The sequence below is a fragment of the Pseudomonas citronellolis genome (assembly GCF_001586155.1).
In the GTDB taxonomy this organism is placed as follows: Bacteria; Pseudomonadota; Gammaproteobacteria; order Pseudomonadales; family Pseudomonadaceae; genus Pseudomonas; species Pseudomonas citronellolis.
Genome location: NZ_CP014158.1, coordinates 881,277 through 905,209, shown reverse-complemented (window position 1 = coordinate 905,209; position 23,933 = coordinate 881,277). Strand labels below are relative to the sequence as shown.

General features: G+C 69.0%; 19 protein-coding genes and 1 riboswitch. Of the genes, 13 read left to right on the top strand and 6 right to left on the bottom strand.

The genetic code is table 11. The features are described 5' to 3' along the window. The 8 genes from PcP3B5_RS04145 (at position 1) to PcP3B5_RS04110 (ending at position 9,085) form a co-directional block, all read left to right on the top strand. On the top strand, positions 1-1,266 hold the full coding sequence (locus PcP3B5_RS04145) for an ABC transporter permease (protein ID WP_009617248.1): 1,266 nt from the start codon (positions 1-3) through the stop codon (positions 1,264-1,266). A gap of 8 nt (positions 1,267-1,274) precedes the next feature. Continuing rightward, complete coding sequence (locus PcP3B5_RS04140) at positions 1,275-1,802, top strand: DUF3299 domain-containing protein (protein WP_009617246.1); 528 nt, start codon at positions 1,275-1,277, stop codon at positions 1,800-1,802. A 135-nt stretch (positions 1,803-1,937) separates the two neighbouring features. Then, positions 1,938-2,642, top strand: a complete 705-nt coding sequence (locus PcP3B5_RS04135) for an OmpW/AlkL family protein (RefSeq protein ID WP_043273450.1) — start codon at positions 1,938-1,940, stop codon at positions 2,640-2,642. A gap of 1,014 nt (positions 2,643-3,656) precedes the next feature. Next, positions 3,657-4,187: a fimbrial protein gene (locus PcP3B5_RS04130; protein WP_009617242.1), complete on the top strand. Its 531-nt coding sequence runs from the start codon at positions 3,657-3,659 to the stop codon at positions 4,185-4,187. A 215-nt stretch (positions 4,188-4,402) separates the two neighbouring features. Then, complete coding sequence (locus PcP3B5_RS04125; protein ID WP_009617240.1) at positions 4,403-5,161, top strand: fimbrial biogenesis chaperone; 759 nt, start codon at positions 4,403-4,405, stop codon at positions 5,159-5,161. Between the two features lie 21 nt (positions 5,162-5,182). Beyond that, on the top strand, positions 5,183-7,717 hold the full coding sequence (locus PcP3B5_RS04120) for a fimbria/pilus outer membrane usher protein (RefSeq protein WP_145923850.1): 2,535 nt from the start codon (positions 5,183-5,185) through the stop codon (positions 7,715-7,717). Beyond that, positions 7,714-8,721: a hypothetical protein gene (locus tag PcP3B5_RS04115; RefSeq protein ID WP_009617235.1), complete on the top strand. Its 1,008-nt coding sequence runs from the start codon at positions 7,714-7,716 to the stop codon at positions 8,719-8,721. The genes PcP3B5_RS04120 and PcP3B5_RS04115 overlap by 4 nt, the downstream gene beginning before the upstream one ends. A gap of 7 nt (positions 8,722-8,728) precedes the next feature. Further along, the gene (locus PcP3B5_RS04110) at positions 8,729-9,085 is read left to right on the top strand and encodes a SirB2 family protein (protein WP_009617233.1); all 357 of its coding nucleotides are present in this window, start codon (positions 8,729-8,731) and stop codon (positions 9,083-9,085) included. On the opposite strand, the gene PcP3B5_RS04105 is transcribed toward PcP3B5_RS04110, so the two are convergent. The 4 genes from PcP3B5_RS04105 to PcP3B5_RS04090 form a co-directional block, all read right to left on the bottom strand. Continuing rightward, positions 9,086-10,024: an NAD-dependent epimerase/dehydratase family protein gene (locus PcP3B5_RS04105; protein WP_061560621.1), complete on the bottom strand. Its 939-nt coding sequence runs from the start codon at positions 10,022-10,024 to the stop codon at positions 9,086-9,088. It abuts the gene before it with no gap. Beyond that, entirely contained in the window at positions 10,017-10,901 is an 885-nt protein-coding gene (locus PcP3B5_RS04100) for a sugar nucleotide-binding protein (RefSeq protein WP_009617230.1), read from the bottom strand. The genes PcP3B5_RS04105 and PcP3B5_RS04100 overlap by 8 nt, the downstream gene beginning before the upstream one ends. 140 nt (positions 10,902-11,041) lie before the next feature. Further along, entirely contained in the window at positions 11,042-11,593 is a 552-nt protein-coding gene (locus PcP3B5_RS04095) for a DUF934 domain-containing protein (RefSeq protein ID WP_061560620.1), read from the bottom strand. Continuing rightward, entirely contained in the window at positions 11,590-13,260 is a 1,671-nt protein-coding gene (locus tag PcP3B5_RS04090) for a nitrite/sulfite reductase (RefSeq protein WP_061560619.1), read from the bottom strand. Before PcP3B5_RS04090 ends, PcP3B5_RS04095 begins: the two co-directional genes overlap by 4 nt. 303 nt (positions 13,261-13,563) lie before the next feature. Here PcP3B5_RS04090 and ccoG point away from each other — a divergent pair, with 303 nt between their 5' ends. The 3 genes from ccoG to PcP3B5_RS32305 all read left to right on the top strand — a co-directional run bounded on the left by ccoG (position 13,564) and on the right by PcP3B5_RS32305 (position 16,679). Next, positions 13,564-14,976, top strand: a complete 1,413-nt coding sequence (ccoG, locus tag PcP3B5_RS04085; protein WP_061560618.1) for a cytochrome c oxidase accessory protein CcoG — start codon at positions 13,564-13,566, stop codon at positions 14,974-14,976. Positions 14,977-15,051: 75 nt separating this feature from the next. Then, complete coding sequence (mapR, locus tag PcP3B5_RS04080; RefSeq protein WP_061560617.1) at positions 15,052-16,461, top strand: GntR family transcriptional regulator MpaR; 1,410 nt, start codon at positions 15,052-15,054, stop codon at positions 16,459-16,461. Between the two features lie 95 nt (positions 16,462-16,556). Further along, the gene (locus PcP3B5_RS32305) at positions 16,557-16,679 is read left to right on the top strand and encodes a hypothetical protein (protein WP_009617223.1); all 123 of its coding nucleotides are present in this window, start codon (positions 16,557-16,559) and stop codon (positions 16,677-16,679) included. Between the two features lie 460 nt (positions 16,680-17,139). Here the strand turns inward: PcP3B5_RS32305 and cobM are convergent, their stop codons facing one another. Both cobM and PcP3B5_RS04070 read right to left on the bottom strand, forming a co-directional pair. Further along, complete coding sequence (gene cobM / locus PcP3B5_RS04075; RefSeq protein WP_061560616.1) at positions 17,140-17,889, bottom strand: precorrin-4 C(11)-methyltransferase; 750 nt, start codon at positions 17,887-17,889, stop codon at positions 17,140-17,142. A gap of 46 nt (positions 17,890-17,935) precedes the next feature. Continuing rightward, complete coding sequence (locus PcP3B5_RS04070; RefSeq protein ID WP_058071829.1) at positions 17,936-18,340, bottom strand: cobalamin biosynthesis protein; 405 nt, start codon at positions 18,338-18,340, stop codon at positions 17,936-17,938. A 99-nt stretch (positions 18,341-18,439) separates the two neighbouring features. After that, a riboswitch (cobalamin riboswitch) is annotated at positions 18,440-18,630 on the top strand. Positions 18,631-18,722: 92 nt separating this feature from the next. Between PcP3B5_RS04070 and cobW the strand changes: the two genes are divergently transcribed. Continuing rightward, on the top strand, positions 18,723-19,775 hold the full coding sequence (gene cobW, locus PcP3B5_RS04065; protein WP_043315292.1) for a cobalamin biosynthesis protein CobW: 1,053 nt from the start codon (positions 18,723-18,725) through the stop codon (positions 19,773-19,775). A gap of 195 nt (positions 19,776-19,970) precedes the next feature. After that, positions 19,971-23,702 carry a cobaltochelatase subunit CobN gene (gene cobN, locus PcP3B5_RS04060; protein ID WP_061560615.1) on the top strand — a complete coding sequence of 1,244 codons (3,732 nt, stop codon included), beginning with the start codon at positions 19,971-19,973 and terminating at the stop codon, positions 23,700-23,702. Positions 23,703-23,933: the final 231 nt, after the last annotated feature.

The window sequence follows — 23,933 nt, the reverse complement described above, 5'->3', positions numbered from 1 at the left end:
ATGTACCTGTTGCGCCTGGCCCTGGCCAGCCTTTCCAACCGCCGTTTCACCGCGTGGCTCACGGTCTTCGCCATCGCCCTCTCCGCCTGCCTGCTGCTGGCCGTGGAGCGGGTGCGCAGCGAGGCCCGCGCCAGCTTCGCCAGCACCATTTCCGGCACCGACCTGATCGTCGGCGCGCGCTCGGGCTCGATCAACCTGCTGCTGTACTCGGTGTTCCGCATCGGCAACGCCACCAACAACATCCGCTGGGAGAGCTTCGAGACGGTCAAGGCCAGCCCGCTGGTGAAATGGGCCATCCCCATCTCCCTGGGCGACTCGCACCGCGGCTACCGGGTGATGGGCACCGACACCGGCTACTTCGAGCACTACCGCTACGGCCGCGACCAGCAGCTGCAACTGGCCGAGGGCCGGCCCTTCGGCCAGGACCTGTTCGACGTGGTGCTCGGCGCCGAGGTGGCCGAGGCGCTGCACTACAAGCTGGGCGACCACATAGTGCTGAGCCACGGGGTGAGCACCATCAGCCTGGTGCAGCACGACGACAAGCCATTCACCGTGGTCGGCATCCTCAAGCGCACCGGCACCCCGGTGGACCGCACCCTGCACATTTCCCTGGCCGGCATGGAGGCGCTGCACGTCGACTGGAAGAACGGCGTGCCGGCCCGCGGCGCCGGGCGCATCAGCGCCGACCAGGCACGCCACATGGACCTGCAGCCGACCGCCATCACCGCCTTCCTGCTCGGCCTGAAGAGCAAGGTGGCGACCTTCGCCCTGCAGCGGCAGATCAACGAATACGACGGCGAGCCGCTGCTGGCCATCCTCCCCGGCGTGGCCCTGCAGGAGCTGTGGGGGCTGATGGGCACGGCGGAGAAGGCGCTGTTCGTGGTCTCGCTGTTCGTAGTGCTGACCGGCCTGATCGGCATGCTCACCGCCATCCTCACCAGCCTCAACGAACGCCGCCGCGAGATGGCCATCCTGCGCTCGGTGGGCGCGCGGCCCTGGCACGTGTTCAGCCTGCTGCTGGCCGAGGCCTTCGCCCTGGCGCTGGCCGGCGTCACCCTCGGCCTGGGCCTGCTGTACGCCGGCATCGCCGCCGCCCAGGGCTACGTGCAGGCCAACTACGGCATCTTCCTGCCGCTGGCGGCGCCGAGCGCCTATGAGTGGTCGCTGCTCGGCGGCATACTGCTGGCCGCCCTACTGATCGGCTGCGTGCCGGCCTGGCGCGCCTATCGCCAGTCGCTGGCCGACGGCCTGTCGATCCGCATCTGAGTAGCCCCATGAAAACAACCGCCTCCGCCTTCCTCGCCCTGTGCCTGCTCGCTACCAGCGCGGCCTGGGCCGCCACGCCGCAGACGCTGACCTGGCCGCAGCTGATCCCCGAGGGCGCGCCGCCGCCCCCGCCGCCGGTGCCGCTGCACGACATTTCCCAGCTCAGCGACGCGCTCAACGCCGAGAGCGGCCCGGCGGCCAAGCAGCAGTCGCCGGCCGCCCCGGTGGTGCAGGCGCTGGACGGCCAGCAGGTGAAGCTGCCCGGCTACATAGTGCCGCTGGACGTCGGCCAGGACGGCGAGGTCAACGAGTTCCTCCTGGTGCCCTACTACGGCGCCTGCATCCACGTGCCGCCGCCGCCGTCCAACCAGATCGTCTACGTGCACCAGGCCCACGGGGTGAAGATGGACGAGCTGTACCAGCCCTACTGGGTGGTCGGGCGCATGCAGGTGAAGCACATCGACAGCGACCTGGCCCAGGCCGGCTACCAGCTCAAGGCCGACGAGGTCACGCCCTACGAATACGAGGGCGAATGACCTGCGACCATCTGCCACAGGCATTACCCCTACGAGGTAGGGGGGCTTTATTGAGCTGAATCAAGAAGAATCGCTTAGCGCTGTCTACCATGATGCTTACCAACGCTTATTCCAAAATCATGGAGCATCACCATCATGCGCAAGTCCTGGCTCACCGCCTCCCTGCTCGCCGCCGCCGTATCCACGCCGTTCGCCGCCCAGGCTGCGGACATCCAGGGCCACAAGGCCGGTGACTTCATCGTCCGCGGCGGCTTCGCCACCGTCGACCCCAACGACGACAGCGGCAACCTCAAGCTCGACGGTGCCAAGGTCGGCGGCACCAAGGCCACCGTGGACAGCGATACCCAGCTGGGCCTGACCTTCAGCTACCTGATCACCGACAAGATCGGTGTCGAGCTGGTCGCCGCCACCCCGTTCAACCACCAGGTCGACGTCAAGGGCCTCGGCCCAGGCCTGGACGGCAAGCTGGCCGACATCAAGCAGCTGCCGCCGACCGTGCTGCTGCAGTACTACCCCATGGGCGGCACCAACTCCGCCTTCCAGCCCTACGGCGGCCTGGGCGTGAACTACACCACCTTCTTCGACGAAGACCTGGCCGGCTTCCGCAAGGACCAGGGCTTCAGCAACCTGAAGCTGCAGGACTCCTGGGGCCTGGCCGGCGAACTGGGCTTCGACTACATGCTCAACGAGCACGCCCTGTTCAACGTTGCCGTGTGGTACATGGACATCGACACCAAGGCCAGCGTCAACGGCCCGGGCGCCCTGGGCATCCAGAAGACCAAGGTCGACGTGGACGTCGATCCGTGGGTGTACATGATCGGTTTCGGCTACAAGTTCTAAGCGCCTGACCACGATCTGTTGCGAGTCGGCATAACGGCGATAGCCGTCGACAAATGCCGGTAGTGCTTAAGAAGGGATGCCGTTTCTCTGTCTGGGGAAACGGCATTTTTTCATTTGGGGGGCTGTGGTTTCGCTTACGAATCCTGATTCCTCGCTCCGATCCCCACCTCGTCATTCACGCGAACACGGGACGCGGCTCCATCGCGAACAGCGCTTGCGCTGGCCCGAAGGGGAATAACCCAGCCGCCTTGGCTTGGGTGTTTCTGCGCCGCACCGAGTCTGCCCGACCGTCTTGTTTCGCCCCCTCGGGCGAGTCCCTTTTGTCAAACGCCACAAAAGGAACCAAAAAGGCTTGCCCCGCATACGGGCCCGATGGAGCCGGGCTACCCTCGCGAATTCCCCCGCCACGGAGGCCCGCCCCGAGGGTACGTCCCTGTAGCCCATCGGGGCTCTCGCGACATCCATGTCGCATGACCTCCTGAGCGCCGGTTTCGCTCGGCCTGCTGAAGGGGCGTTCCGGTGCGCGCGGATGTTTCTCTGGAAATCCAAAAGCCAGAGCAAGAGCGGACGCGCTTTTGCTTTTCGTAGGAGCAAGCTTGCTCGCGAACCCGCCAGTCACTGGGTTATTCCCCTTCGGGCCAGCGCAAGCGCTGTTCGCGATGGAGCCGCGTCCCGCGTTCGCGGGAATGACGTGGGGGGAGATAGGCATTTCAGGATGACTCAGGATTCGCCCCCCGCTCAGGACAGCCCCCTCTCCCGCTTGCGGGAGAGGGCTGGGGAGAGGGCGCTCTTAAGCACAGGCGCGTATACCTCCGGTGTCCCCGCCAACGGTTATACGTCCTACATTCCAGGCAACTTGTTTTACTTCCTGCTTTTCAATAAGCAACCCACTTATATCCGTTGCCTACCTCATTCATAGGAATACACCTACGACTCATCAGAAGTTTCCTAATATTCGAAATTTCAGGAAGCAGGGAGAATTCACCTACCGAAAAACCTGCAAGGAAAAACTCCATGAAAAGTCTCACTCTCCCCGCAGCCGTACTCCTCGCCCTGGCGGCCGGTGGCGCCCAGGCAGCGACCGGTGGCCAGATCAGCTTCACCGGCCACGTTATGGAAGACACCTGCGAAGTCAGCGTGAACGGTGGCGGCGCCGATGCCTCCATCAACCTGCCGTCGATCTCCACCAGCGACTTCGACACCGTGGGCTCCACCGCCGGCGAGCAGCGCTTCACCATCGCCCTGAACGGCTGCACCGTCGGCCAGACCTACAAGGTCGACTTCGCCTCGGCCAACGTCAACCCGACCACCGGCAACCTCGCCTTCAACGGCGAAGCCATGAGCATGTCCGGCATCGAGCTGCAGATCGCCAACGAAGAACTGGAAGCCATCGACCTGCGCACCAACGCCAACAACGTCAGTAAGCCCATGGACGAAGCCGGCCCGCTGGAATTCGCCTACTACGCCCGTTACGTGCAGACCTCGGAACTGGTATCGCCCGGTACCGCCGATACCGCCCTGCTGTATTCCATCCGTTACGACTGACAGCGGCCCCGGATGCATCCCCCTCCCCCATCGGGGGATGCACTCGGAATATTCATCACGCGCATGAACACATCGACGAAAGTTCATACACAGGCTGAATGAGTAAACGCACTTACAAGTTCTCCGGAAAACTTCACCGCCCGGGAACTTGCCAGTACCCCGGCCCCGCCTAGACTCCACCCAAAGTCCTTCTTTATAGAGAAGGAGGTTGCCCGATGCGTCCCGCTACCCACTTGTTCTTCCTGCTCGGTCTTTGCCTGCTGGCGTTCCAGGCCAACGCCAGCATCGTCATCACCGGCACCCGCGTGGTCTACCCGGCCGCCGAGCGGGACATCACCGTCAACATCCGCAACACCGGCAAGACGCCGTCGCTGATCAAGGCCTGGGTGGACAACGGCAAGGGCACGCCCGGCGCAGACAAGCAGGGGCGCTCGCCCTTCATCGTCACGCCGCCGGTCTCGCGGGTCGACCCGGACAAGGGCCTGCTGCTGCGCATCGCCAACATCGACCGCTCGCTGCCCCAGGACCGCGAATCGGTGTTCTGGCTGAACGTCCTGGAGGTGCCCTCGAGCAGCCCGGACAAGGCCGACGCGGCCGCCAGCAACAACAGCGCGGGCAAGCTGCAGGTGGCCTTCCGTTCGCAGCTCAAGCTGTTCTACCGCCCGGCCAAGCTCAAGGGCGTGGCCGCCGACGCGGCGCAGCAACTGAAGTGGCGCATCGTTTCCGAGGGCGGCAAGAGCACGCTGCGCGCGGTCAACGACCTGCCCTACTCGGTGTCCCTGGCCCGCCTGCAACTGCGCTCGGGCGCCAGGCAATACGACAACGACGACCTGGACATGGTCCCGGCCAAGGGCAGCTACGGCATCGCCCTGCCCCGCGACGCGGCGGCCTGGGCCAGGCCCGGCGCACGGGTCCGCTACACCTGGATCAACGATTTCGGCGGCCTGATCGAAACCGAAGCCACCGTCGAGTAACCCTCCCTCGCGAGGTCCATCGTGTCCCCTTCGATACTGTCCCGCCTCCTGCGTCTGGGGTGCCTGGGAGGGCTCTTCTGCGCCCTGCTCCCGGCCCCGGCAGTGGCCGCCGAAGGCACCGGCGAGGTGCACTTCGACCGCGGCCTGCTGGAGACGCTGGGCATGAGCACGGACGTTTCCGGGTTCGAGAAGAATCCCTCGGCGCTGCCGCCGGGCACCTACTCCCTCGACCTGACCCTGAACAAGGTGTATTTCGGCCAGCAGGAAGTACGCGTGGTGCATACCGCCGAGCAACGCCAGGTCTACTGCTTCACCCAGGAACAACTGGAACAGTGGGGCGTGCTGCTGCCCGAGCCCGCCGCCGACGCCAAGCCCGCCAGCGGCGACTGCGTCGACCTGCCCGAACGCGTGCCGCAGAGCCGCGTGGAACTGGACGGCGCCAGCGGGGCCATCCTCCTCACCCTGCCCCAGGCCTACGTCAAACAGCGCCCGCGCAACTATGCGCCGCCGCAGAGCTGGGATTCGGGGATCAACGCCGGCTTCGTCAGCTACACCAGCAACTTCGACCGCTCCAGCAACAGCCAGGACACCCGCAACGACCTGTTCCTCGGCCTCAACGGCGGCCTCAACCTGATGGACTGGCGCCTGCGCCACAACGCCACCTTCAGCCACGGCGACACCACCCGCAAGGGCAGCCACTACCGCACCCTGAACAACTACGCCCAGCGCGACATCACCGCGCTGTCCTCGCAATTGACCCTCGGCCAGCACTTCACCGCCGGCGACCTGTTCGACAGCATCCCCTTCAGCGGCGTGCAGCTGGAGAGCGACGAGCGCATGCTGCCCGAGAGCGAGCGCGGCTTCGCCCCGGTGGTGCGCGGCATCGCCGACAGCAACGCGACCGTGAAGATCCACCAGGGCCAGCAACTGATCCACCAGGTCAGCGTGCCGCCCGGCCCCTTCGTCATCGACGACCTGTACAACACCGGCTACACCGAGGACCTGCTGGTCACGGTGATCGAGGCCGACGGCCGCGAGAAGAGCTTCAGCGTGCCCTATTCCTATGCCGCCGAACTGCTCAGGCCCGGCGCCTCGCGCTACCAGGTGGCCTCCGGCAGCTACCGCGGCGAGGACGTCGACAACCCGCTGAAGTTCGTCCAGGGCGGCTACCGCCGGGGCCTGAGCAACAACCTCAGCGCCTATTCCGGCGCGGTGATCGCCGACAGCTACATGGCCTCGCTGATCGGCGCCGCGCTGAACACGCCCTATGGCGCCTTCTCCCTGGACGCCACCCTGTCGCGCTTCGACGCCCTGCCCGCCGACGCCGCGGGCCAGGACATGCCCGACAACGGCGAAAGCTACCGCCTGGCCTATAACAAGTCGTTCGGCGGCACCAACCTGCAGCTGTCCTACCGCCGCTCGGACAAGGGCTACCTGGGGCTGGCCGCCTCGGCCGACGCCCTGGACACCGACAACGCCAGCCTGTTCCGCGAGCGCGACCGCGTCCAGCTCAGCCTCAGCCAGGCGCTGGCCGGCGGCAGCCTGTACATTTCCGGCGTGGGGCAGAGCTACTGGACCGGCGAGCGGCGCAGCCTGACCTTCAGCAGCGGCTTCAGCCGCACCTTCAACTGGGGCAGCCTGGGCCTGTCGGCGACGCGCTTCCAGAGCGTCGACGGCTACGACAACCAGTACCTGCTGAGCATCAGCATCCCGCTGGGCCGCGATGCCGGCGCGCCGCGCCTGAGCAGCACCCTGTCGCTGCAGGACGCGCACAACCGCTCGCTGCAGACCAGCCTCAGCGGCATCGCCGGCGAGCGCGGCCAGTGGAACTACAACCTGTACGGCAACCACAGCCAGGCCGACAGCGCCAGCACCCAGTCCTACGGCGGCAACCTCAACCTGCGCACCTCCGCCAGCGCCCTGGGCGCCAGCCTGGCGCGCGGCGACGGCTTCAGCCGCGAGTCGCTGTCGGCGCGCGGCAGCCTAGTGGCCTATTCCGGCGGCATCGCGCTGTCGCCGAGCCAGGGCGAGACCATGGCGATAGTCGAGGCCGAAGGCGCGGCGGGCGCCCTGCTGCCCCGCGGCCGCGTGCGCCTCGACGACGACGGCAAGGCCCTGCTCACGGGGCTCACGCCCTACCGCCACAACGAGATAGTGCTGGACGCCAAGAGCGCCAGCGCCGACGTCGAGATCAAGGAGAACATCCAGAAAACCGCGCCGCGCTACGGCGCCATCGTGCGGGTGCCCTACCGCACCCGCAGCGGCATCTCGGTGCTGCTCGAACTGCGCCGCCCCGGTGGCCAGGAGGTGCCCTTCGGCGCCGAGGTCGGCGGCGCCGGCGAAGTCCTCGCCTACGTCGGCCAGGACAACCTGGTCTACCTGTACCTGGAAAAGGGCCGCGACAGCTACCGGGTATCCTGGGGCGAGGCGGACGAGCAGCAATGCAGCTTCACTTACGCCATGCCGGCGAAGAAGGACAAGCAGGACAGCTACCGGGCCATCCCGGTCGACTGCCAGGCCGCCGCCGGCAGCCCGCCAAGCGAGGAAAAACCATGATCCACCCGCGCCGCCGCCCCCTGTTCCACTGCCTGGCCCTGGCCGCCTGCCTGCTGCAGGCGCTGCCGGCCGCCGCCGACGAGTGCCCGGTCGAGCCGAACCAGTGCTACTTCACCAACCAGCAGTTCACCTACGACGGCGAGACCTACATCAGCGCCGGCCTGCCGGTGGGCAGCGTGCTGGGCACCCTGAACCTGTCCCTGGACTACGCCTGCCGCCTGCAGGAATACCTGGCCGGGGACGCCGGGCGCTACATCGTGCTGGGCGTGGCCAGCGAGGCCAGCCACATGCAGGGCAACGACTTCGCCACCAACCTCAACGGCCTGGTCTACCGGGTGATTCCCTCGGGCAAGGACGGCGTCGGCGTCAAGCAGGTGGGCGGGGTGGCCGAGCGCATCCAGCTGGGCATCGTCGGCGACCGCAGCCTGGGCCCCAGCGAATGCGTCAGCGGCTCGCTGTCCAACAGCTTCATCGAGGTGCTGAAGAACGGCCCGATCGACACCCCCGGGGTGTACTCGATCAACTTCCGCGAGCCGGCGCTGTTCGTCGGCTCGCGCTGGAACAACACGCCGCCGGCCTACCCCATCGACCCCTTCCCGGGCGTCGCCCTGACCTTCCTGCCCACCACCTGCGAGATGACCGACGCGCCGACGCGGGTCGATTTCGGCAGTTTCAGCAAGAACCAGTTGCCCCTGCAGCGGCGTTTCGACTTTCATTGGCAGTGCGACGGCGGCGCGGTCATCCACACCACGCTGTCACCGGCCAACGGCCAGCTCCTCGACGGCAACACCGCGCTGCTCCACGAATCCGCCGGTTTGCTGCTGAAGATCAAGGACCTGCAGAACGAGCGGTACGTAGTCTTCAACCAGCCCGTCGAGCACGTGGTCCGCACGCCGCGCTCGCTGAGCTTCGACACCGCCTTCGAGGCCGAGCTGCTGGCGGGCGCCGAGGTCCGGCCGGGGCCCTTCGAGTTCGTCGTGCTCTACACCACCGAATACAAGTGAGCGCCCCATGTACCTCTGGTTGAAGCACCTACACATCACCCTGGCAGTCCTCAGCAGCCTGCTCTTCCTCTGGCGCCTGGGGCTGAGCTGGCGGGGCCGGCGCCTGGCCGGCTGGCAGCGCTGGGCGCCGCACCTGGTGGACAGCCTGCTGCTGCTCAGCGCCCTGGGCCTGGTGCACCTGGCCATGCCCTGGCCGCTGCCGCTGTGGCTGCAGGCCAAGCTGGGGCTGCTGGTGGGCTACATCGTGCTCGCCGCCTTCGCCATGCGCAGCGCCGCGCGCGGGCCCAAGGCGCTGCTCAGCGCCCTGGCCCTGGCCTGCCTGGGCGGCATCTTCTACCTGGCGCTGAACAAGCCCTGGTGGTGATCAGCGCCCGAGCAGGCGCGCCAGGCCCTCGCCGATCGGCGTCGGCCGCTCCAGGCGGTAGTGCGCCAGCAGGCGGCCGTTGTCGGCGCGGGAATGGCGGATGTCGCCGGGGCGCGCCTTGGCGTGGGCTACCTGCGGCAGGCCGCCGACCAGCGCGCCGATCTCGCCCAGCAGTTGGTTCAGGCTGGTCACCTGGTTCAGCCCGACGTTGACCGCCCCTTCCGGCACCTGTGGTGCCTCCAGCGCCTGCACCAGCAACTGCACCAGGTCGGCGACGTAGATGAAGTCGCGGGTCTGCTCGCCGTCGCCGAACACCGTGATCGGCTGCCCGCTCAGGGCGCGCTGGGTGAAGATGCTGATCACCCCGGAATAGGGCGAGGACGGGTCCTGGCGCGGGCCGTAGACGTTGAAGAAGCGGAACACCGCCGGCTCCAGGCCATGCTGGCGGCGGTAGAAGTCGAAGTAGTACTCGCCGGCCAGCTTGTCCGCGGCGTAGGGCGTCAGCGGCGCCTTGGGCAGGTCCTCGACTATCGCCGTGCCCTGGCCGTTTTGGCCGTAGACGGCAGCGCTGGAGGCATACAGCACACGCTTCACCCCGGCTTCGCGCAGGGCTTCGCAGAGGTTCAGGGTGCCGATGAAGTTGCTCTGGTGGGTGGCCACCGGGTCGTCCACCGAGGCCTGCACCGAGGCCACCGCGGCCAGGTGCGCCACCGCCTGGCAGCCCTGCAGGGCGCGGCGGACCACGGCCGCGTCGGCGACGTCGCCGACCAGCAGCTCCACCTCTGCGGCGAGGTTCTCGCGCTTGCCGGTGGACAGGTTGTCCAGCACGCGGACCTTGAAGCCGCGCGCCAGCAGCGCGTCGGCCAGGTGCGAGCCGATGAAACCGGCGCCGCCGGTGATGAGAATGGGGGCGGCGGATGCCGGGGAGATGTCAGCCATGACGGTAGTAACGGTCCAGCAGGGTCGGCAGCGCTGCACGCCAGGCGCGCGGCTTGATGCCGAAGGTGTGGAGGATTTTCTTGCAGGCGAGCACCGCGTGCTGCGGTTCCTCGCTGGCGTCCGGGCGCGCCGCGTGGGCCTGGGCGACGGGGTCGCGCAGGGCCTGGCCGGTGAGGGTGCGGGCCTCGGCGATGATCACCTGGCCCAGGGCCAGGGTGGTGGTGGCCTCCAGGCCGCCATAGTGGTAGGTGCCCCACAGCGGCGCCTGGCAGTCCAACTGCTTGAGCACCGAGAGGATCACCCGCGCGGCGTCGTCCACCGGGGTGGGGTTGCCGCGACGGTCGTCCGCCAGGTACAGCTCGTCCTCGCCCAGGGCGCGGCTGAGGAAGCGGTCCAGGCTGCCGCCCGGGCTGTCGTCCAGCAGCCAGCCGAAGCGCAGCAGCACGTGGCGCGGGCAGGTGGCGCGCACCCACTGTTCCATGCGCCACAGCGCCTGGCCGCGTCGGCCCAGGGGCAGCGGCTCGTCCTTCTCGCTGTAGGCGGTGGCGCGGGCGCCGTCGAACACGCGGTAGCTGGAAGGCTGCAGCAGGAGAATCTCGTAGTGCTGGCAGAGTTCGGCCAGGCGCTCCACGGCGCGTTCCTGGCCGGCCAGGCGGGCGTCGTCGACCTGCTCGGCCTGGAACCAGTCGTGGTAGTAGGCGAGGTTGATCACCGCGTCGGGGCGGGTCTCGTCCAGCAGCAGGGTCAGGCTGGAGGCATCCCAGCCCTGCTCGGGCGGGCGCGGGGCGAGGAAGCCGATGTCTTCCTCGGCTCCCAGGCGGATCAGCGCCTGTCCCAGGGCATTACCGCCACCCAACAGCATCAGGCGCATACGCATCTTCAGGGGGTCACTCGAATCGTGGGCCACGGCCGGCGGCGTTTCGCCGACGCTTTGCCGGCATTTTTCCTGCGCACCGGAACAGCGTCAAGCGCGGCGCCACGCGCGGCGCGGCGCGGGTCCCTGAAAGCGGGCGGTTTTCAGCGCCGGCGGAACAGCGGCCGCGGCTCGATCGCCGAGCGCCCGTAGAGCACGCTGAGCCCGGCCAGGCCCTTGAGCGCGTCCTCCACGGACTTGTCCGGGCGCACCGCGAAGGCGTCGAAACCGCACTGGCGCAGGTGCGCCAGCTGATCGCGCAGCACCTCGCCCACCGCGCGCAGCTCGCCGCGCCAGCCCAGGCGCCGGCGCAGCAGGTAGGCCAGGCTGTAGCCGCGGCCGTCGCGGAAGCTGGGGAAGTCGATGGCGATGAGCGGCAGTGCGTCCAGCCGGCCAACCAGCCTCTGCGGATCGTCATCCGGCCCCAGCCACACGCCATGCCGTTTGAGCAGCGAGCTGGCGCGCAGGCCGCTCAGCTGAGGCGCGCCCGGCGAGTCCGCTTCGCGGGCGAACTCGTTCCGGCAGCCGAGCCAGAGCTCCAGCGGCAGGATGAGGTCGCCTTCGGGCAGCGTCCCGGGCACCTCGCGCAGCAGCGTCCAGGCGTCGTCGCGGTCGTGCCAGGCGCCCTCGCCGCCCAGGCGGATCAGGTTGTTCATGCCGGCACCTCCGGTTGCGCGTAGACCCGCGCCTTGAACGGCTCCAGGCCGATGCGCCCGACGGTCTCGACGAAGCTCTCGCCAGCCCCGCGCCGCTCCACGTAGGTGTGGACGATGCGCTCGATCACCGCCGGCACCTCGGCGGCGCTGAACGACGGGCCTATCACCCGGCCCAGCGCGGCGCGCTTGCCCTGGGCGCCGCCGAGGGTGACCTGGTACCACTCGCTGCCGTTCTTGTCGACGCCGAGGATGCCGATGTTGCCGATGTGGTGGTGGCCGCAGGCGTTCATGCAGCCGGAGATGTTCAGGCTCAGCTCGCCCAGGTCGTGCAGGTAGTCCAGGTCCTCGAAGCGCTGCTGGATGCCCTGGGCGATGGGGATCGACTTGGCGTTGGCCAGCGCGCAGTAGTCGCCGCCGGGGCAGGCGATGACGTCGCTCAGCAGGCCCTGGTTGGGCGTGCCCAGCCCGGCTGCGCAGGCCTCGCGCCAGAGCGCGTGCAGTTCGGCCTTGCGCACGTCCGGCAGCACCAGGTTCTGCTCGTGGGCCACGCGGATTTCGCCGAACCCGTAGCGTTCGGCCCAGTCGGCGACGCGCTCCATCTGCTCGGCGCTGACGTCCCCGGGCGGCGCGGCGGCGCCCGGCTTGGTCGAGAGCACCACGCTGGCGTAGCCCGGCACCTTGTGCGGGCGCACGTTGCGCGAGGCCCAGCGGGCGAAGGCGGCATCGGCGGCCAGGGCGCTGCCGTAGGCCAGCTCGTCGGCGGCGGCCTGCGCGTAGCGCGGCGGCTCGAAGGCGGCGGCGACGCGCTGGTATTCCTCCGCGCTCAGCTGCGCCTCGCCGTCGCGGATGTGCAGCCACTCCTCCTCCACCTCGCGGGCGAAGGCCTCGATGCCCAGCGCCTTGACCAGGATCTTGATGCGCGCCTTGTACTTGTTGTCGCGGCGGCCGTAGCGGTTGTACACCCGCAGGATGGCCTCGACGTAGGACAGCAGGTGCTGCCAGGGCAGCTCCTCGCGGATCGGCTGCGAGAGGATCGGCGTGCGCCCCAGCCCGCCGCCCACCATCACCCGCAGGCGCAGCTCGCCGGCGGCGTCGCGGTAAAGGTAGAGGCCGATGTCGTGCATCATCACCGCCGCGCGGTCTTCCTCGGCGGCGCACAGGGCGATCTTGAACTTGCGCGGCAGGAACAGGAATTCCGGGTTCACCGTCGACCACTGGCGGAGGATCTCGGCCAGCGGCCGCGGGTCCAGCAGCTCGTCGGCGGCGACGCCGGCGAAGGCCTCGGTGGTGATGTTGCGCACGCAGTTGCCGGAGGTCTGGATGGCGTGCATCTCGACTTCGGCCAACTGTTCGAGGATGTCCGGCACCTGCTCCAGTTCGATCCAGTTGAACTGGATGTTCTGCCGCGTGGTGAAGTGGCCGTAGCCGCGGTCGTAGTCGCGGGCGATGCGCGCCAGGGTGCGCAGCTGGGCGCTGGCCAGGGTGCCGTAGGGAATGGCCACGCGCAGCATGTAGGCGTGCTTCTGCAGGTACAGGCCGTTCTGCAGGCGCAGCGGCAGGAACTCCTCCTCGCTCAGCTGGCCGCCAAGCCGCCGCGCCACCTGGTCGCGGAACTGCGCCACGCGCTCGCGCACCAGGGCGTGGTCGTAATCGTCGTATCGGTACATCGCCGAGGGCACCTCACAAGGCTGCTGCGGCGGCCTGCGTCGGGCCGCCGCTGGTGATGGCGCCACTATGGCTGGCGGCCGCGCCGCGAAACAGCGGCAGATCCACCGCAAAAAAGCGGATCAGACGCCTTGCCCGACACGCCTGGACCGCCCTGCGACCGCGTGCCGCGCGCCGCCTCCACAGCGCAGGCCATGCCAGGCGCGGCGCATCTGATCCGGTTTTTTGCGGGAGACCTGAATCTGTTTCGTGCCCAGGGCGCTTCCTATAGTCGCGGCGCATCCCAAGCCTGATGGGCCACGACAATGAGCCAGAGAATCCCCGCGAAGATCGTCGAGATCGCCGCCCCGCAACACTTCACCCCGCCGCCCAAGCCGCTCTCGGCGGTGACCCCGGCGGTCTACACCAAGCGCTTCAGCGGCCGCTTCCGCGACCTGCGGCGGCTCGGCGGGGCGCTGCTGTTCCTGCTGTTCTTCGGCACCCTGTGGCTGCAGTGGGACGGCCGCCAGGCGGTGCTCTGGGACCTGCCCGAGCGCAAGTTCTACATCTTCGGTGCGACCTTCTGGCCGCAGGACCTGATCCTGCTCTCGGCGCTGCTGATCATCGCCGCCTTCGGCCTGTTCTTCATCACCGTGCTGGCCGGCCGCGTGTGGTGCGGCTACACCTGCCCGCAGAGCGTGTGGACCTGGATCTTCATGTGGGCCGAGCAGGTCACCGAGGGCGACCGCAACCAGCGCATGAAGCTGGACAAGGCCCCGCCCAGCGCCGCCAAGTACCTGCGCAAGGGCGCCAAGCACGGGCTCTGGCTGCTGGTCAGCCTGGCCACGGCGCTGACCTTCGTCGGCTACTTCACCCCGGTGCGCCCGCTGGTGGCGGACCTCTTCACCCTGAAGCTGGACCTGGAAAGCGCCTTCTGGGTGGCCTTCTTCGCCGCCGCCACCTACGCCAACGCCGGCTGGCTGCGCGAGCAGGTGTGCATCCACATGTGCCCCTACTCGCGCTTCCAGAGCGTGATGTTCGACAAGGACACCCTGATCATTTCCTACGATGCCGCCCGCGGCGAATCCCGCGGGGCGCGCCGCAAGGACGCCAAGCCCAAGGCCCTCGGCCTGGGCGACTGCATCGACTGCCAGCAGTGCGTGCAGGTCTGCCCCACCGGCATCGACATCCGCGACGGCCTACAGATCGCCTGCATCGGCTGCGCCGCCTGCGTCGACGCCTGCGACTCGGTGATGGACCGCATGGGCTACGCCCGCGGCCTGGTGCGCTACACCTCCGAACGCGCCCTGGAAGGCGGCCGCACCCACCTGCTGCGGCCGCGCCTGGTCGGCTACGCGGCGGTGCTGCTGGCCATGTTCGGCGCCTTCGCCTGGGCCCTGCAGGCGCGCCCGCTGATCGCCCTGGACGTGGCCCGCGACCGCGGCCTGTTCCGCGAGAACGCGGCCGGCGAGATCGAGAACGTCTACAACCTCAAGCTGATCAACAAGACCCAGCAGGCGCAGCGCTACCGCCTGGGCCTGGCCGAGGCCAGCGGCTACCGCCTGCAGGGCGCCCTCGACCAGCGCCTGGAGCCGGGCGAGATCCGCGACTTCGCCGTCTCGGTGGCGCGCCTCGAACTGAGCGGCAGCGGCGGCCCGGTGCCCCTGCACTTCCGCGTGAGCGCGCAGGACGGCGAGCAGGTCGAGGCGGCCAGCACCTTCGTCGCGCCGAGGCGCTGAGCGATGGCCCCGCGGCATGGCGGCGGCGCCGCGCAACGCCTAGAGTGGGAGCTCCCCAACGGCCCCCGGGACAAGATGAAGCGCTACGAGAAATTCGCCGACGAGATCGCCGAACTGATCCGCAACGGGGTGCTCGCCCCCGGGCAGAAGGTGCCCTCGGTACGGCACGCCAGCCGCACCTACGGGGTCAGCGCCTCCACCGTGTTCCAGGCCTACTACCTGCTGGAAGACCGCGGCCTGATCGTGGCCCGCGCGCGCTCCGGCTACTTCGTCCGCGAGCACGTACGCCGCGCCCTGGCCGAACCGGAGATCGCCCGCCACGAGGCGCAGACCACCGAGGTGGACGTCAGCGAGCTGGTGTTCTCGGTGCTCAGCTCGATCAAGGACCCGGACACCGTGCCCTTCGGCTCGGCCTTCCCCGCTCCGGAACTGTTCCCCCTGCCGCGCCTGGCGCGCTCCATGGCCCATGCCGTGCGCGACATGGAGCCGCGCGCCGCGGTGGCCGACATGACCCCGGGCAGCCACGCCCTGCGCCGGCAGATCGCCCTGCGCTACATGGTCAACGGCACGCCGCTGCCGGTGGAGGAACTGGTCGTGACCAACGGCGCGCTGGAGGCGCTGAACCTGTGCCTGCAGGTGGTCACCCAGCCCGGCGACCTGGTGGCCATCGAGGCGCCGGCCTTCTACGCCACCCTGCAGGTGCTGGAGCGGCTCAAGCTCAAGGCCGTGGAAATCCCCGTACACCCGCGCGAGGGCATCGACCTGCAGGTGCTGGCCGACAGCCTGGAGCGCCTGCCGATCAAGGCCTGCTGGTTCATGAGCAACTTCCAGAACCCGCTGGGCGCGAGCATGGGCGAGGACAGCAAGCGCGCCCTCGCCGGCCTGCTGGGCAAGCACCAGGTGCCGCTGATCGAGGACGACGTCTACGCCGAGCTGTACTTCGCCCAGCAGGCGCCCAAGCCGGTGAAGGCCTACGACGCTGAGGGCCTGGTGATGCACTGCGGCAGCTTCTCCAAGAGCCTGGCGCCGGGCTACCGCGTCGGCTGGGTGGCTGGCGGGCGCTTCCACGAGCAGATCGAGCGCCTGAAGCTGATGACCAGCCTGTCGGCCTCGGTGCCGGCCCAGGCGGCCATCGCCGACTACCTGCAGCACGGCGGCTACGACCGCCACCTGCGCAAGCTGCGCCACGCCCTGGAAAGCCAGCAGCACGCCATGCTCGCCGCGGTGTCCCGGCACTTCCCCGAAGCGACGCGGGTGACCCGCCCCAGCGGCGGCTACTTCCTCTGGCTGGAACTGCCCGAACGCATCGACGCGCTGAAGCTGTTCCAGCTCGCCCACGCCCAGGGCATCAGCATCGCCCCCGGGCCGATCTTCTCCGCCACCCGCGCCTTCCGCCACTGCCTGCGGCTGAACTACGGCCACCCCTGGACGCCGCGCAGCGAAAAGGCCATGGAGACCCTGGGGCGGATCATCCAGTCGCTGTAGCGCTGCTCCGTACATTCGGACAGGATCTGTATCTGTGCGACAGATTGCCGCAGGCATAGGCTGTCAGACCAGACCCCGGACGAAGGACAGCGACCATGGACGCGGAAACCCTGACGATCCTGCTGACAGTGGGCACCGCCCTGGGCCTGCACCTGGGCGTGCGCTGGTACATCCGCCACGGCCTGCCCGGACGTGGGCCGGATGATTGGATGGCGTAGGCATCATCGCGGATGAATCCGCTCCTACGGGATGAGCGAGCATGGCTCTTCGTAGGATGGTGTTGAGCGAAGCGATACCCATCAGCGCAACCGCATGGGTTTCGCAAGCTCAACCCATCCTACGAAGAGCGCCTCGGAGCAGACAGTTGCTCCTGCAAGGTGCGGAGAAACGCCATCGCCACGGCGGGGGGCTGTGGGGCCGGGTTTAAGAGCGCCCTCTCCCTAACCCTCTCCCTGAAGGGAGAGGGGACCGTTGGGCAGAGTTGGATGTGCTGCAGTTAGCCGGCTGTCTCGGCGGTTTCCGGCTGAAACCACTCCTCCTCTCGGCACGGACAAGCCCCCTCTCCCTTCAGGGAGAGGGCTGGGGAGAGGGAAAGGCGCCACACCCAGCACCAGAGCATCCGGTTGGCACCATTCGCGAGCAAGCTCGCTCCTACAAACAAGCCCCAGCCATCTGCCATCAATCCGGCCGATACAGATGTGCATGCCCCGCGCTATACAACGACGACTCGCCGCCCCCCTCCGCCGCCAGCACCCGCCCGACCAGAATCAGCGCAGTCCGCTTGAAGCCCTTGGCCCGGGCCTTGGGCAGGATGTCTCCGAGGGTGCCGCTGACCTGGTCCTGATCCGGCCAACTGGCGCGGTGGATCACCGCGATCGGGCAGTCCGCGCCGTAGTGCGGCAACAGCTCCGCGACGATCTTCTCCAGCTGGCCCACGCCCAGGTGGATGGCCATGCTCGCCCGGTGCCGCGCCAGGTCGCCCAGGGATTCCCCCTCGGGCATCTTCGTGCGGCTGGCGTAGCGGGTGAGAATCAGCGTCTGCGACACCTCCGGCAGCGTCAGCTCGCAGCCCAGCAGCGCGGCGCAGGCGGCAGTTGCAGTGACGCCGGGGACGATCTCGTAGGGAATGCCGAGCCGGCGCAGGTGCTGGATCTGCTCGCCGATGGCGCCGTACAGCGAAGGGTCGCCGGAATGCACGCGGGCCACGTCCTGGCCTTTCGTGTGGGCCTCGGCCAGCAGCGCGACTATCTGCTCCAGATGCAACTCGGCGGTGTTCACCACCACCTCGGCGCCGTGCCCTTCGAGCACCGCCTCGGGCACCAGCGAGCCGGCGTAGAGGATCACCGGGCAGCTGCGCAGCAGACGCTGGCCCTTGACCGTGATGAGCTCGGGATCGCCGGGGCCGGCGCCGATGAAATAGACCGTCATGGGCGTTTCGCTTCGGATCGGGAAAGGCGCAGTCTACCCCAGCCCGCTATCCCATCAGAGCCGGCGCCATGGCCAGCGCGCAGGTGGCGTTGGCGCTGCGCCGCTTGGGCACCACCAGCCGCGCCGGGCCCTCGGCCAGCGCTTCGGCCAATGCCAGGGCAGCAGCCTCAGCCACGCCAGCGCTGCCGGTGACCTGGCGAGCCCGCTCGGAAGTGGAAGTCAGCCGCTGCTCATATGGCGCCAGGCGCTGCGCATCCAGCAGTTCCAGGGGTAGGCGCAGTTGCCGCGACAGGTCGCGCAGGCCGCCTTCCAGGGCCTTGGCCTCGCTGCTGGCCAAGGCGCTCAGCGCCGCCTCGTCGAGGCCGGCCTCGCGCAGGCAGGCGCGCAGCAGGGCGAGCAGTTCGTCGGCGCCGCAGCCACGGCGGCACCCCAGTCCGGCAACCAGTATCACGCGGGCGATCCTTCCACGGGCAATCGCCGGGCAGCACAGCACGGCCCAGGCAGAGCGTCAACCGGCCCGGCGGCGATTGACCGCCCGCCGGGCACTGCGTAGCCTTTGCCGCTTCGAGGTTCTCCGGCCCGGCGCCGGAGCTAAGAGGGAACGTGGTCAAGGCCACGGCTGCCCCCGCAACTGTGAACGATCCAAACCCCTTCGAATGCCACTGCCCACGGGCGGGAAGGCGAAGGCCAGGCGCAAGCCGGATCGTGAGCCAGGAGACCTGCCTCGAACCAGCATTACCACAACCGGGCGGGGTGATCCGGTGGCGGCTTCCGACGCGCGGAACCTCCGTGCGCGCGCCTCTGCCTCCCGCCATCGCAGCGCAGAGGCGACCATGCAAACCCTGGCCAAGCTCCCCGTCACCATCGTCACCGGCTTCCTAGGCGCCGGGAAGACCACCCTGCTCCGGCACATGCTCGACAACGCCGAAGGTCGCCGCATCGCGGTGATCGTCAACGAGTTCGGCGAACTGGGCATCGACGGCGAAATCCTCAAGCAATGCTCCATCGGCTGCAGCGAAGAAGAAGCCGTGGGCCGCGTCTTCGAACTGGCCAACGGCTGCCTGTGCTGCACCGTGCAGGAAGAATTCTTCCCGGTAATGCGCGAACTGGTGGCGCGTCGCGGCGAGCTGGACCAGATCCTCATCGAGACCTCCGGCCTGGCCCTGCCCAAGCCCCTGGTGCAGGCCTTCCAGTGGCCGGAAATCCGCAATGCCTGCACGGTCGACGCGGTGATCACCGTGGTCGACAGCCCGGCAGTGGCCGCCGGCACCTTCGCCGCGCATCCCGAGCAGGTGGACGAGCAGCGCAGGCAGGACCCGAACCTGGACCACGAATCGCCGCTGCACGAGCTGTTCGAAGACCAGTTGGCCAGCGCCGACCTGGTGGTGCTGAACAAGGCCGACCTGCTCGATGCCGACGCCCTCGCGCAAGTGCGCGCGCACGTATCCGAAGAACTGCCGCCGGCGGTGAAGATCGTCGAAGCCAGCGCCGGCCAGCTGCCGCTGTCGGTGCTGCTGGGGCTCAACGCCGAGGCCGAGCTGCACATCGACAGCCGCCCCACCCACCACGACCACGAAGGCCATGGGGACCACGACCACGACGAGTTCGACTCCTTCCACGTCGACCTCCCGGAAGTGCAGGAACAGGCCCTGCTCGCCGCCCTCGGCCAACTGGTGGAGCGCCACGCGGTGCTGCGCGTCAAGGGCTTCGCGGCCATCCCCGGCAAGCCCATGCGCCTGCTGGTGCAAGGCGTGGGCAAGCGCTTCGACAAGCACTTCGACCGCCAGTGGCTGAGCGACGAAACCCGCGCCACCCGCCTGGTGGTGATCGGCCAGGAGCTGGACCAGGCCGCCATCGCCAACGAGTTGCGCACCGCGCTGGCGTGAATACCCTCACCCCCAACCCCTCTCCCGGAGGGAGAGGGGGGCTGATCCGGCGCTTCGCCGATATGCCAGCGCACGAGCACGGGCCATGCCCATCGGTAAGCACAATGTCCGCGCGCACACCGAACCGGCCCCCTCTCCCTTCAGGGAGAGGGCTGGGGAGAGGGCGCTCCTGACCGAGCGAAAGAGGTCCCCCGCATGCACCTGCTGCGCACCCAACCCGGCGGCTTCGTCCCCGACGACGGCATCGCCCACCTGGCCCAGACGCCCGCCGAGCTGGTCATCCTCTGCAGCGGCGACTCGCACCTGGCGCTGCTCGCCGAGGCCGCCCGCGCACTGCCCGACGACTACCCGAGCCTGCGCCTGGCCAACCCCATGCAGTTGCAGAACCACGCCTCGGTGGACCTCTACGTCGACGAGGTGCTGCGGCACGCCAAGGTCATCCTGATCTCGGTGCACGGCGGCGTCGGCTACTGGCGCTACGGCATCGAGCAACTGGTGGCCCTGGCCGGGCGCGGCGCCACGCTGATCCTGGTGCCCGGCGACGACAAGCCCGACCCCGAACTCAGCGCGCTGTGCAGCGTGCCCCCCGAGGAGGCCGAACGCCTCTGGCAGTACCTGCGCCAGGGCGGCCTGGACAACGCCCGGCAGTTCTTCGCCAACCTGGCCAGCCAGTACCTGGACCGCGCCTATCCCTGGAACGAACCGCGCGCCCTGCCCCGCGTCGCCCTGCACCATCCCGGCCACGCTGAAGCCACCCTCACCCACTGGCAGGCCGAGTGGAACCCCGGCTGGCCGGTGGCGGCGCTGCTGTTCTACCGCACCCACCTGCAAGCGGCGAACACCGGCTTCATCGACACCTTCTGCGCCAGCCTGCGCGCGCAGCAGCTCAACCCGCTGCCGATCGCCGTGGCCAGCCTCAAGGAAGCGGCCTGCCTGGAGCAGGTCGAGGCGCTGCTGGACGAGGCCTGCGCCGAGCTGATCATCAACACCACCGGCTTCGCCCAGTCCAACCCGGACGCGCCCCAGGCCCGCCCGTTCCGCCGCGACGTGCCGGTGCTGCAAGCCATCTGCTCGCTGGACAACCTCGAACTGTGGCGCGCCAACGCCCAGGGCCTGGGCCCGCGCGACCTGGCCATGCACGTGGCGCTGCCGGAGCTGGACGGCCGCCTGATCACCCGCCCCGTCAGCTTCAAGGGCCTGGCCTGGCGCAGCGAGCGCAGCCAGAGCGACGTGGTCTGCTACCTGGCGCACCGCCCGGGCATGGACTTCGTCGCCGAGCTGGCGCGGCGCTGGGTGCTGCTGGCGCGCAAGGCCAACGCCGACAAGCGCGTGGCGCTGATCCTGGCCAACTACCCGACCCGCGACGGGCGCATCGGCAACGGCGTCGGCCTGGACACGCCCGCCGCGGCGCTGAACATCCTGCGCGCCATGGAAGCCTCGGGCTACCCGGTGGTCGGCCTGCCGGAGACTGGCGATGCGCTTATCCACAGCCTGCTCGGCGGCGTGAGCAACGACCTCGACAACCTCGACCTGCGCCCCTGCGCCCAGAGCCTGGCGCTGGCCGACTACCTGGCCTGCTTCGCGCGCCTGCCCGAGGCCAACCAGCGCGCCGTGCGCGAGCGCTGGGGCGAGCCCGAGCAGGACCCGATGCACCGCAACGGCCGCATGATGGTCGCCGGCCTGCGCCTGGGCCTGGCCTTCGTCGGCATCCAGCCGGCGCGCGGCTACCAGCTCGACCCGGCGGCCATCTACCACGACCCGGCGCTGGTCCCGCCGCACGGCTACCTGGCCTTCTACTTCTGGCTGCGCGAGGCCTTCGGCGCCGACGCGGTGATCCACGTCGGCAAGCACGGCAACCTCGAATGGCTGCCGGGCAAGGGCGTGGGCCTGTCCGAGGAATGCTGGCCGGACGCGATCCTCGGCCCGCTGCCGAACCTCTACCCGTTCATCGTCAACGACCCCGGCGAGGGCGCCCAGGCCAAGCGCCGCAGCCAGGCGCTGATCATCGACCACCTGATGCCGCCGCTGACCCGCGCCGAGAACTACGGCCCGCTGCGCGACCTGGAGCGCCTGGCCGACGAGTACTACGACGCCTCGCTGCTGGACCCGCGCCGCGCCGTGCAACTGCGCGGGGAAATCCTCGACGCGGTGCGCGCCGCCGCCCTGGACCGCGAGCTGGGCCTGCAACTCAACGACGACGAAGACAGCTGGTTGCCGCAACTGGACGCCTACCTCTGCGACCTCAAGGAATCGCAGATTCGCGACGGCCTGCACGTGTTCGGCGAATCGCCGGCAGGCCAGCTGCGCCGCGATACCCTGCTGTCGCTGGTGCGCATCCCCCGGGGCGACGGCAAGGGCGGCAACGCCAGCCTGCTGCGCGCCCTGGCGGCGGACCTGCAACTGGGCCGCGATCCGCTGGACAGCAACTTCGCCGAGCCCTGGGAAGGCCCGCGTCCCGAGGTGCTGCAAGCCGTCAGCGACGAACCCTGGCGCAGCAACGGCGACACCCGCGAGCGCCTGGAACTGCTGGCCCTGCAATTGATCGAGCACAACCTCGACGGCCCCGGCGAAGCCAGCGCGCTGGTCCTCCGGCAACTGCGGGAAAACGTGGCGCCGCTACTGGATGCCTGCGGCGCCAACGAGATCGGCCAGTTGCTCGCCGGGCTGGACGGCCGCTTCGTCCCCGCCGGCCCCAGCGGCGCGCCCAGCCGCGGGCGCCTGGACGTGCTGCCCACCGGGCGCAACTTCTTCACCGTGGACGTGCGCAACCTGCCCACGCCCACCGCCTACCGCCTCGGCTTCCAGTCCGCCAGCCGCCTGCTGGAGCGCCACCTGCAGGACCACGGCGACCACCTGCGCCAGCTCGGCCTTTCGGTGTGGGGCACGGCGACCATGCGCAGCGGCGGCGACGACATCGCCCAGGCCCTGGCGCTGCTCGGCGTGCGCCCGGTGTGGCAGGCCGGCAGCCAGCGCGTGGAAGACTTCGAGATCCTGCCGCTGAGCCTGCTCGACCGCCCGCGGGTGGACGTGACCCTGCGCGTCTCCGGGTTCTTCCGCGACGCCTTCGCCAACCTCATCCGCCTGTTCGACGCCGCGGTGCAAGCCGTGGCCGCGCTGGACGAGCCGGAAGACCTGAACCCCCTGGCCGCCCGCGTGCGCGCCGAAAGCACGCAACTGCAAGCCAGCGGCGTGACCGAGGAAGAAGCCCGGCGCCAGGCCGGCTGGCGCATCTTCGGCGCCCAGCCCGGCGCCTACGGCGCGGGCGTGCAAGGGGTGATCGAGGAACGCAACTGGGAAAACCGCGCCGACCTCGCCGCGGCCTACCTCAACTGGGGCGGCTACGCCTACGGCGCCGGCGACGACGGCACCCCGGCCCGCGAGCGCTTCGCCCAGCGCCTGGACGGCCTGCAGGCGGTGCTGCACAACCAGGACAACCGCGAGCACGACATCCTCGATTCCAACGACTACTACCAGTTCCAGGGCGGCATGCTCGCCGCCGCCGAAGTCATCCAGGACCGCCGCGTGGCCAGCTACCACGGCGACCACAGCCAGCCGGACAACCCGCGCATCCGCACGCTGAAGGAAGAACTCGGCCGCGTGCTGCGCGCCCGCGCGGTGAACCCGAAATGGATCGCCGGGATGAAGCGCCACGGCTACAAGGGCGCCTTCGAAATGGCCGCCACGGTGGACTACCTGTTCGCCTTCGACGCCACCAGCGAACTGGTGGAAGACCACCAGTACCAGCTACTGGCCGACGCCTACCTGCTGGACGAAGACACCCGCGAGTTCATCCAGCGCCACAACCCCGAAGCCCTGCGCGACATGGCCGAACGCCTGCTGGAGGCGCAGCAGCGTGGGCTTTGGCAGGAGCCTGGGGAGTATCGCGAGGCGTTGGAGAACATTCTGGTGGATAGCGAGGAGCAGTGAGGCGCGTGCTGGCTCTTCGTAGGAGCGAGCTTGCTCGCGAACAGGGGCTCGCCGGCGACTCCAGTGTTTTCGGCTGAGTCCGCCCCCTCTCCCCAGCCCTCTCCCTGAAGGGAGAGGGGGCTAGTCCGCGCCGAGAGGAGGAGTGGTTTCTGCCGGAAACCTTCGGCGCTGCCGGCTAACTCCGAAATACCCGAGCACACCGAACGGTCCCCTCTCCCTTCAGGGCGGGGC

Coding starts and splice junctions, on each gene's coding strand:
- PcP3B5_RS04095 (WP_061560620.1), bottom strand. CDS start 11,593: ATGAACAACCTGATCCGCCTGGGCGGCGAGGGCGCCTGGCACGACCGC.
- cobM (WP_061560616.1), bottom strand. CDS start 17,889: ATGACGGTCTATTTCATCGGCGCCGGCCCCGGCGATCCCGAGCTCATC.
- PcP3B5_RS04090 (WP_061560619.1), bottom strand. CDS start 13,260: ATGTACCGATACGACGATTACGACCACGCCCTGGTGCGCGAGCGCGTG.
- PcP3B5_RS04145 (WP_009617248.1), top strand. CDS start 1: ATGTACCTGTTGCGCCTGGCCCTGGCCAGCCTTTCCAACCGCCGTTTC.
- cobW (WP_043315292.1), top strand. CDS start 18,723: ATGCAAACCCTGGCCAAGCTCCCCGTCACCATCGTCACCGGCTTCCTA.
- PcP3B5_RS04105 (WP_061560621.1), bottom strand. CDS start 10,024: ATGGCTGACATCTCCCCGGCATCCGCCGCCCCCATTCTCATCACCGGC.
- PcP3B5_RS04115 (WP_009617235.1), top strand. CDS start 7,714: ATGATCCACCCGCGCCGCCGCCCCCTGTTCCACTGCCTGGCCCTGGCC.
- ccoG (WP_061560618.1), top strand. CDS start 13,564: ATGAGCCAGAGAATCCCCGCGAAGATCGTCGAGATCGCCGCCCCGCAA.
- PcP3B5_RS04140 (WP_009617246.1), top strand. CDS start 1,275: ATGAAAACAACCGCCTCCGCCTTCCTCGCCCTGTGCCTGCTCGCTACC.
- PcP3B5_RS04125 (WP_009617240.1), top strand. CDS start 4,403: ATGCGTCCCGCTACCCACTTGTTCTTCCTGCTCGGTCTTTGCCTGCTG.
- mapR (WP_061560617.1), top strand. CDS start 15,052: ATGAAGCGCTACGAGAAATTCGCCGACGAGATCGCCGAACTGATCCGC.
- PcP3B5_RS04110 (WP_009617233.1), top strand. CDS start 8,729: ATGTACCTCTGGTTGAAGCACCTACACATCACCCTGGCAGTCCTCAGC.
- cobN (WP_061560615.1), top strand. CDS start 19,971: ATGCACCTGCTGCGCACCCAACCCGGCGGCTTCGTCCCCGACGACGGC.
- PcP3B5_RS32305 (WP_009617223.1), top strand. CDS start 16,557: ATGGACGCGGAAACCCTGACGATCCTGCTGACAGTGGGCACCGCCCTG.
- PcP3B5_RS04100 (WP_009617230.1), bottom strand. CDS start 10,901: ATGCGTATGCGCCTGATGCTGTTGGGTGGCGGTAATGCCCTGGGACAG.
- PcP3B5_RS04135 (WP_043273450.1), top strand. CDS start 1,938: ATGCGCAAGTCCTGGCTCACCGCCTCCCTGCTCGCCGCCGCCGTATCC.
- PcP3B5_RS04130 (WP_009617242.1), top strand. CDS start 3,657: ATGAAAAGTCTCACTCTCCCCGCAGCCGTACTCCTCGCCCTGGCGGCC.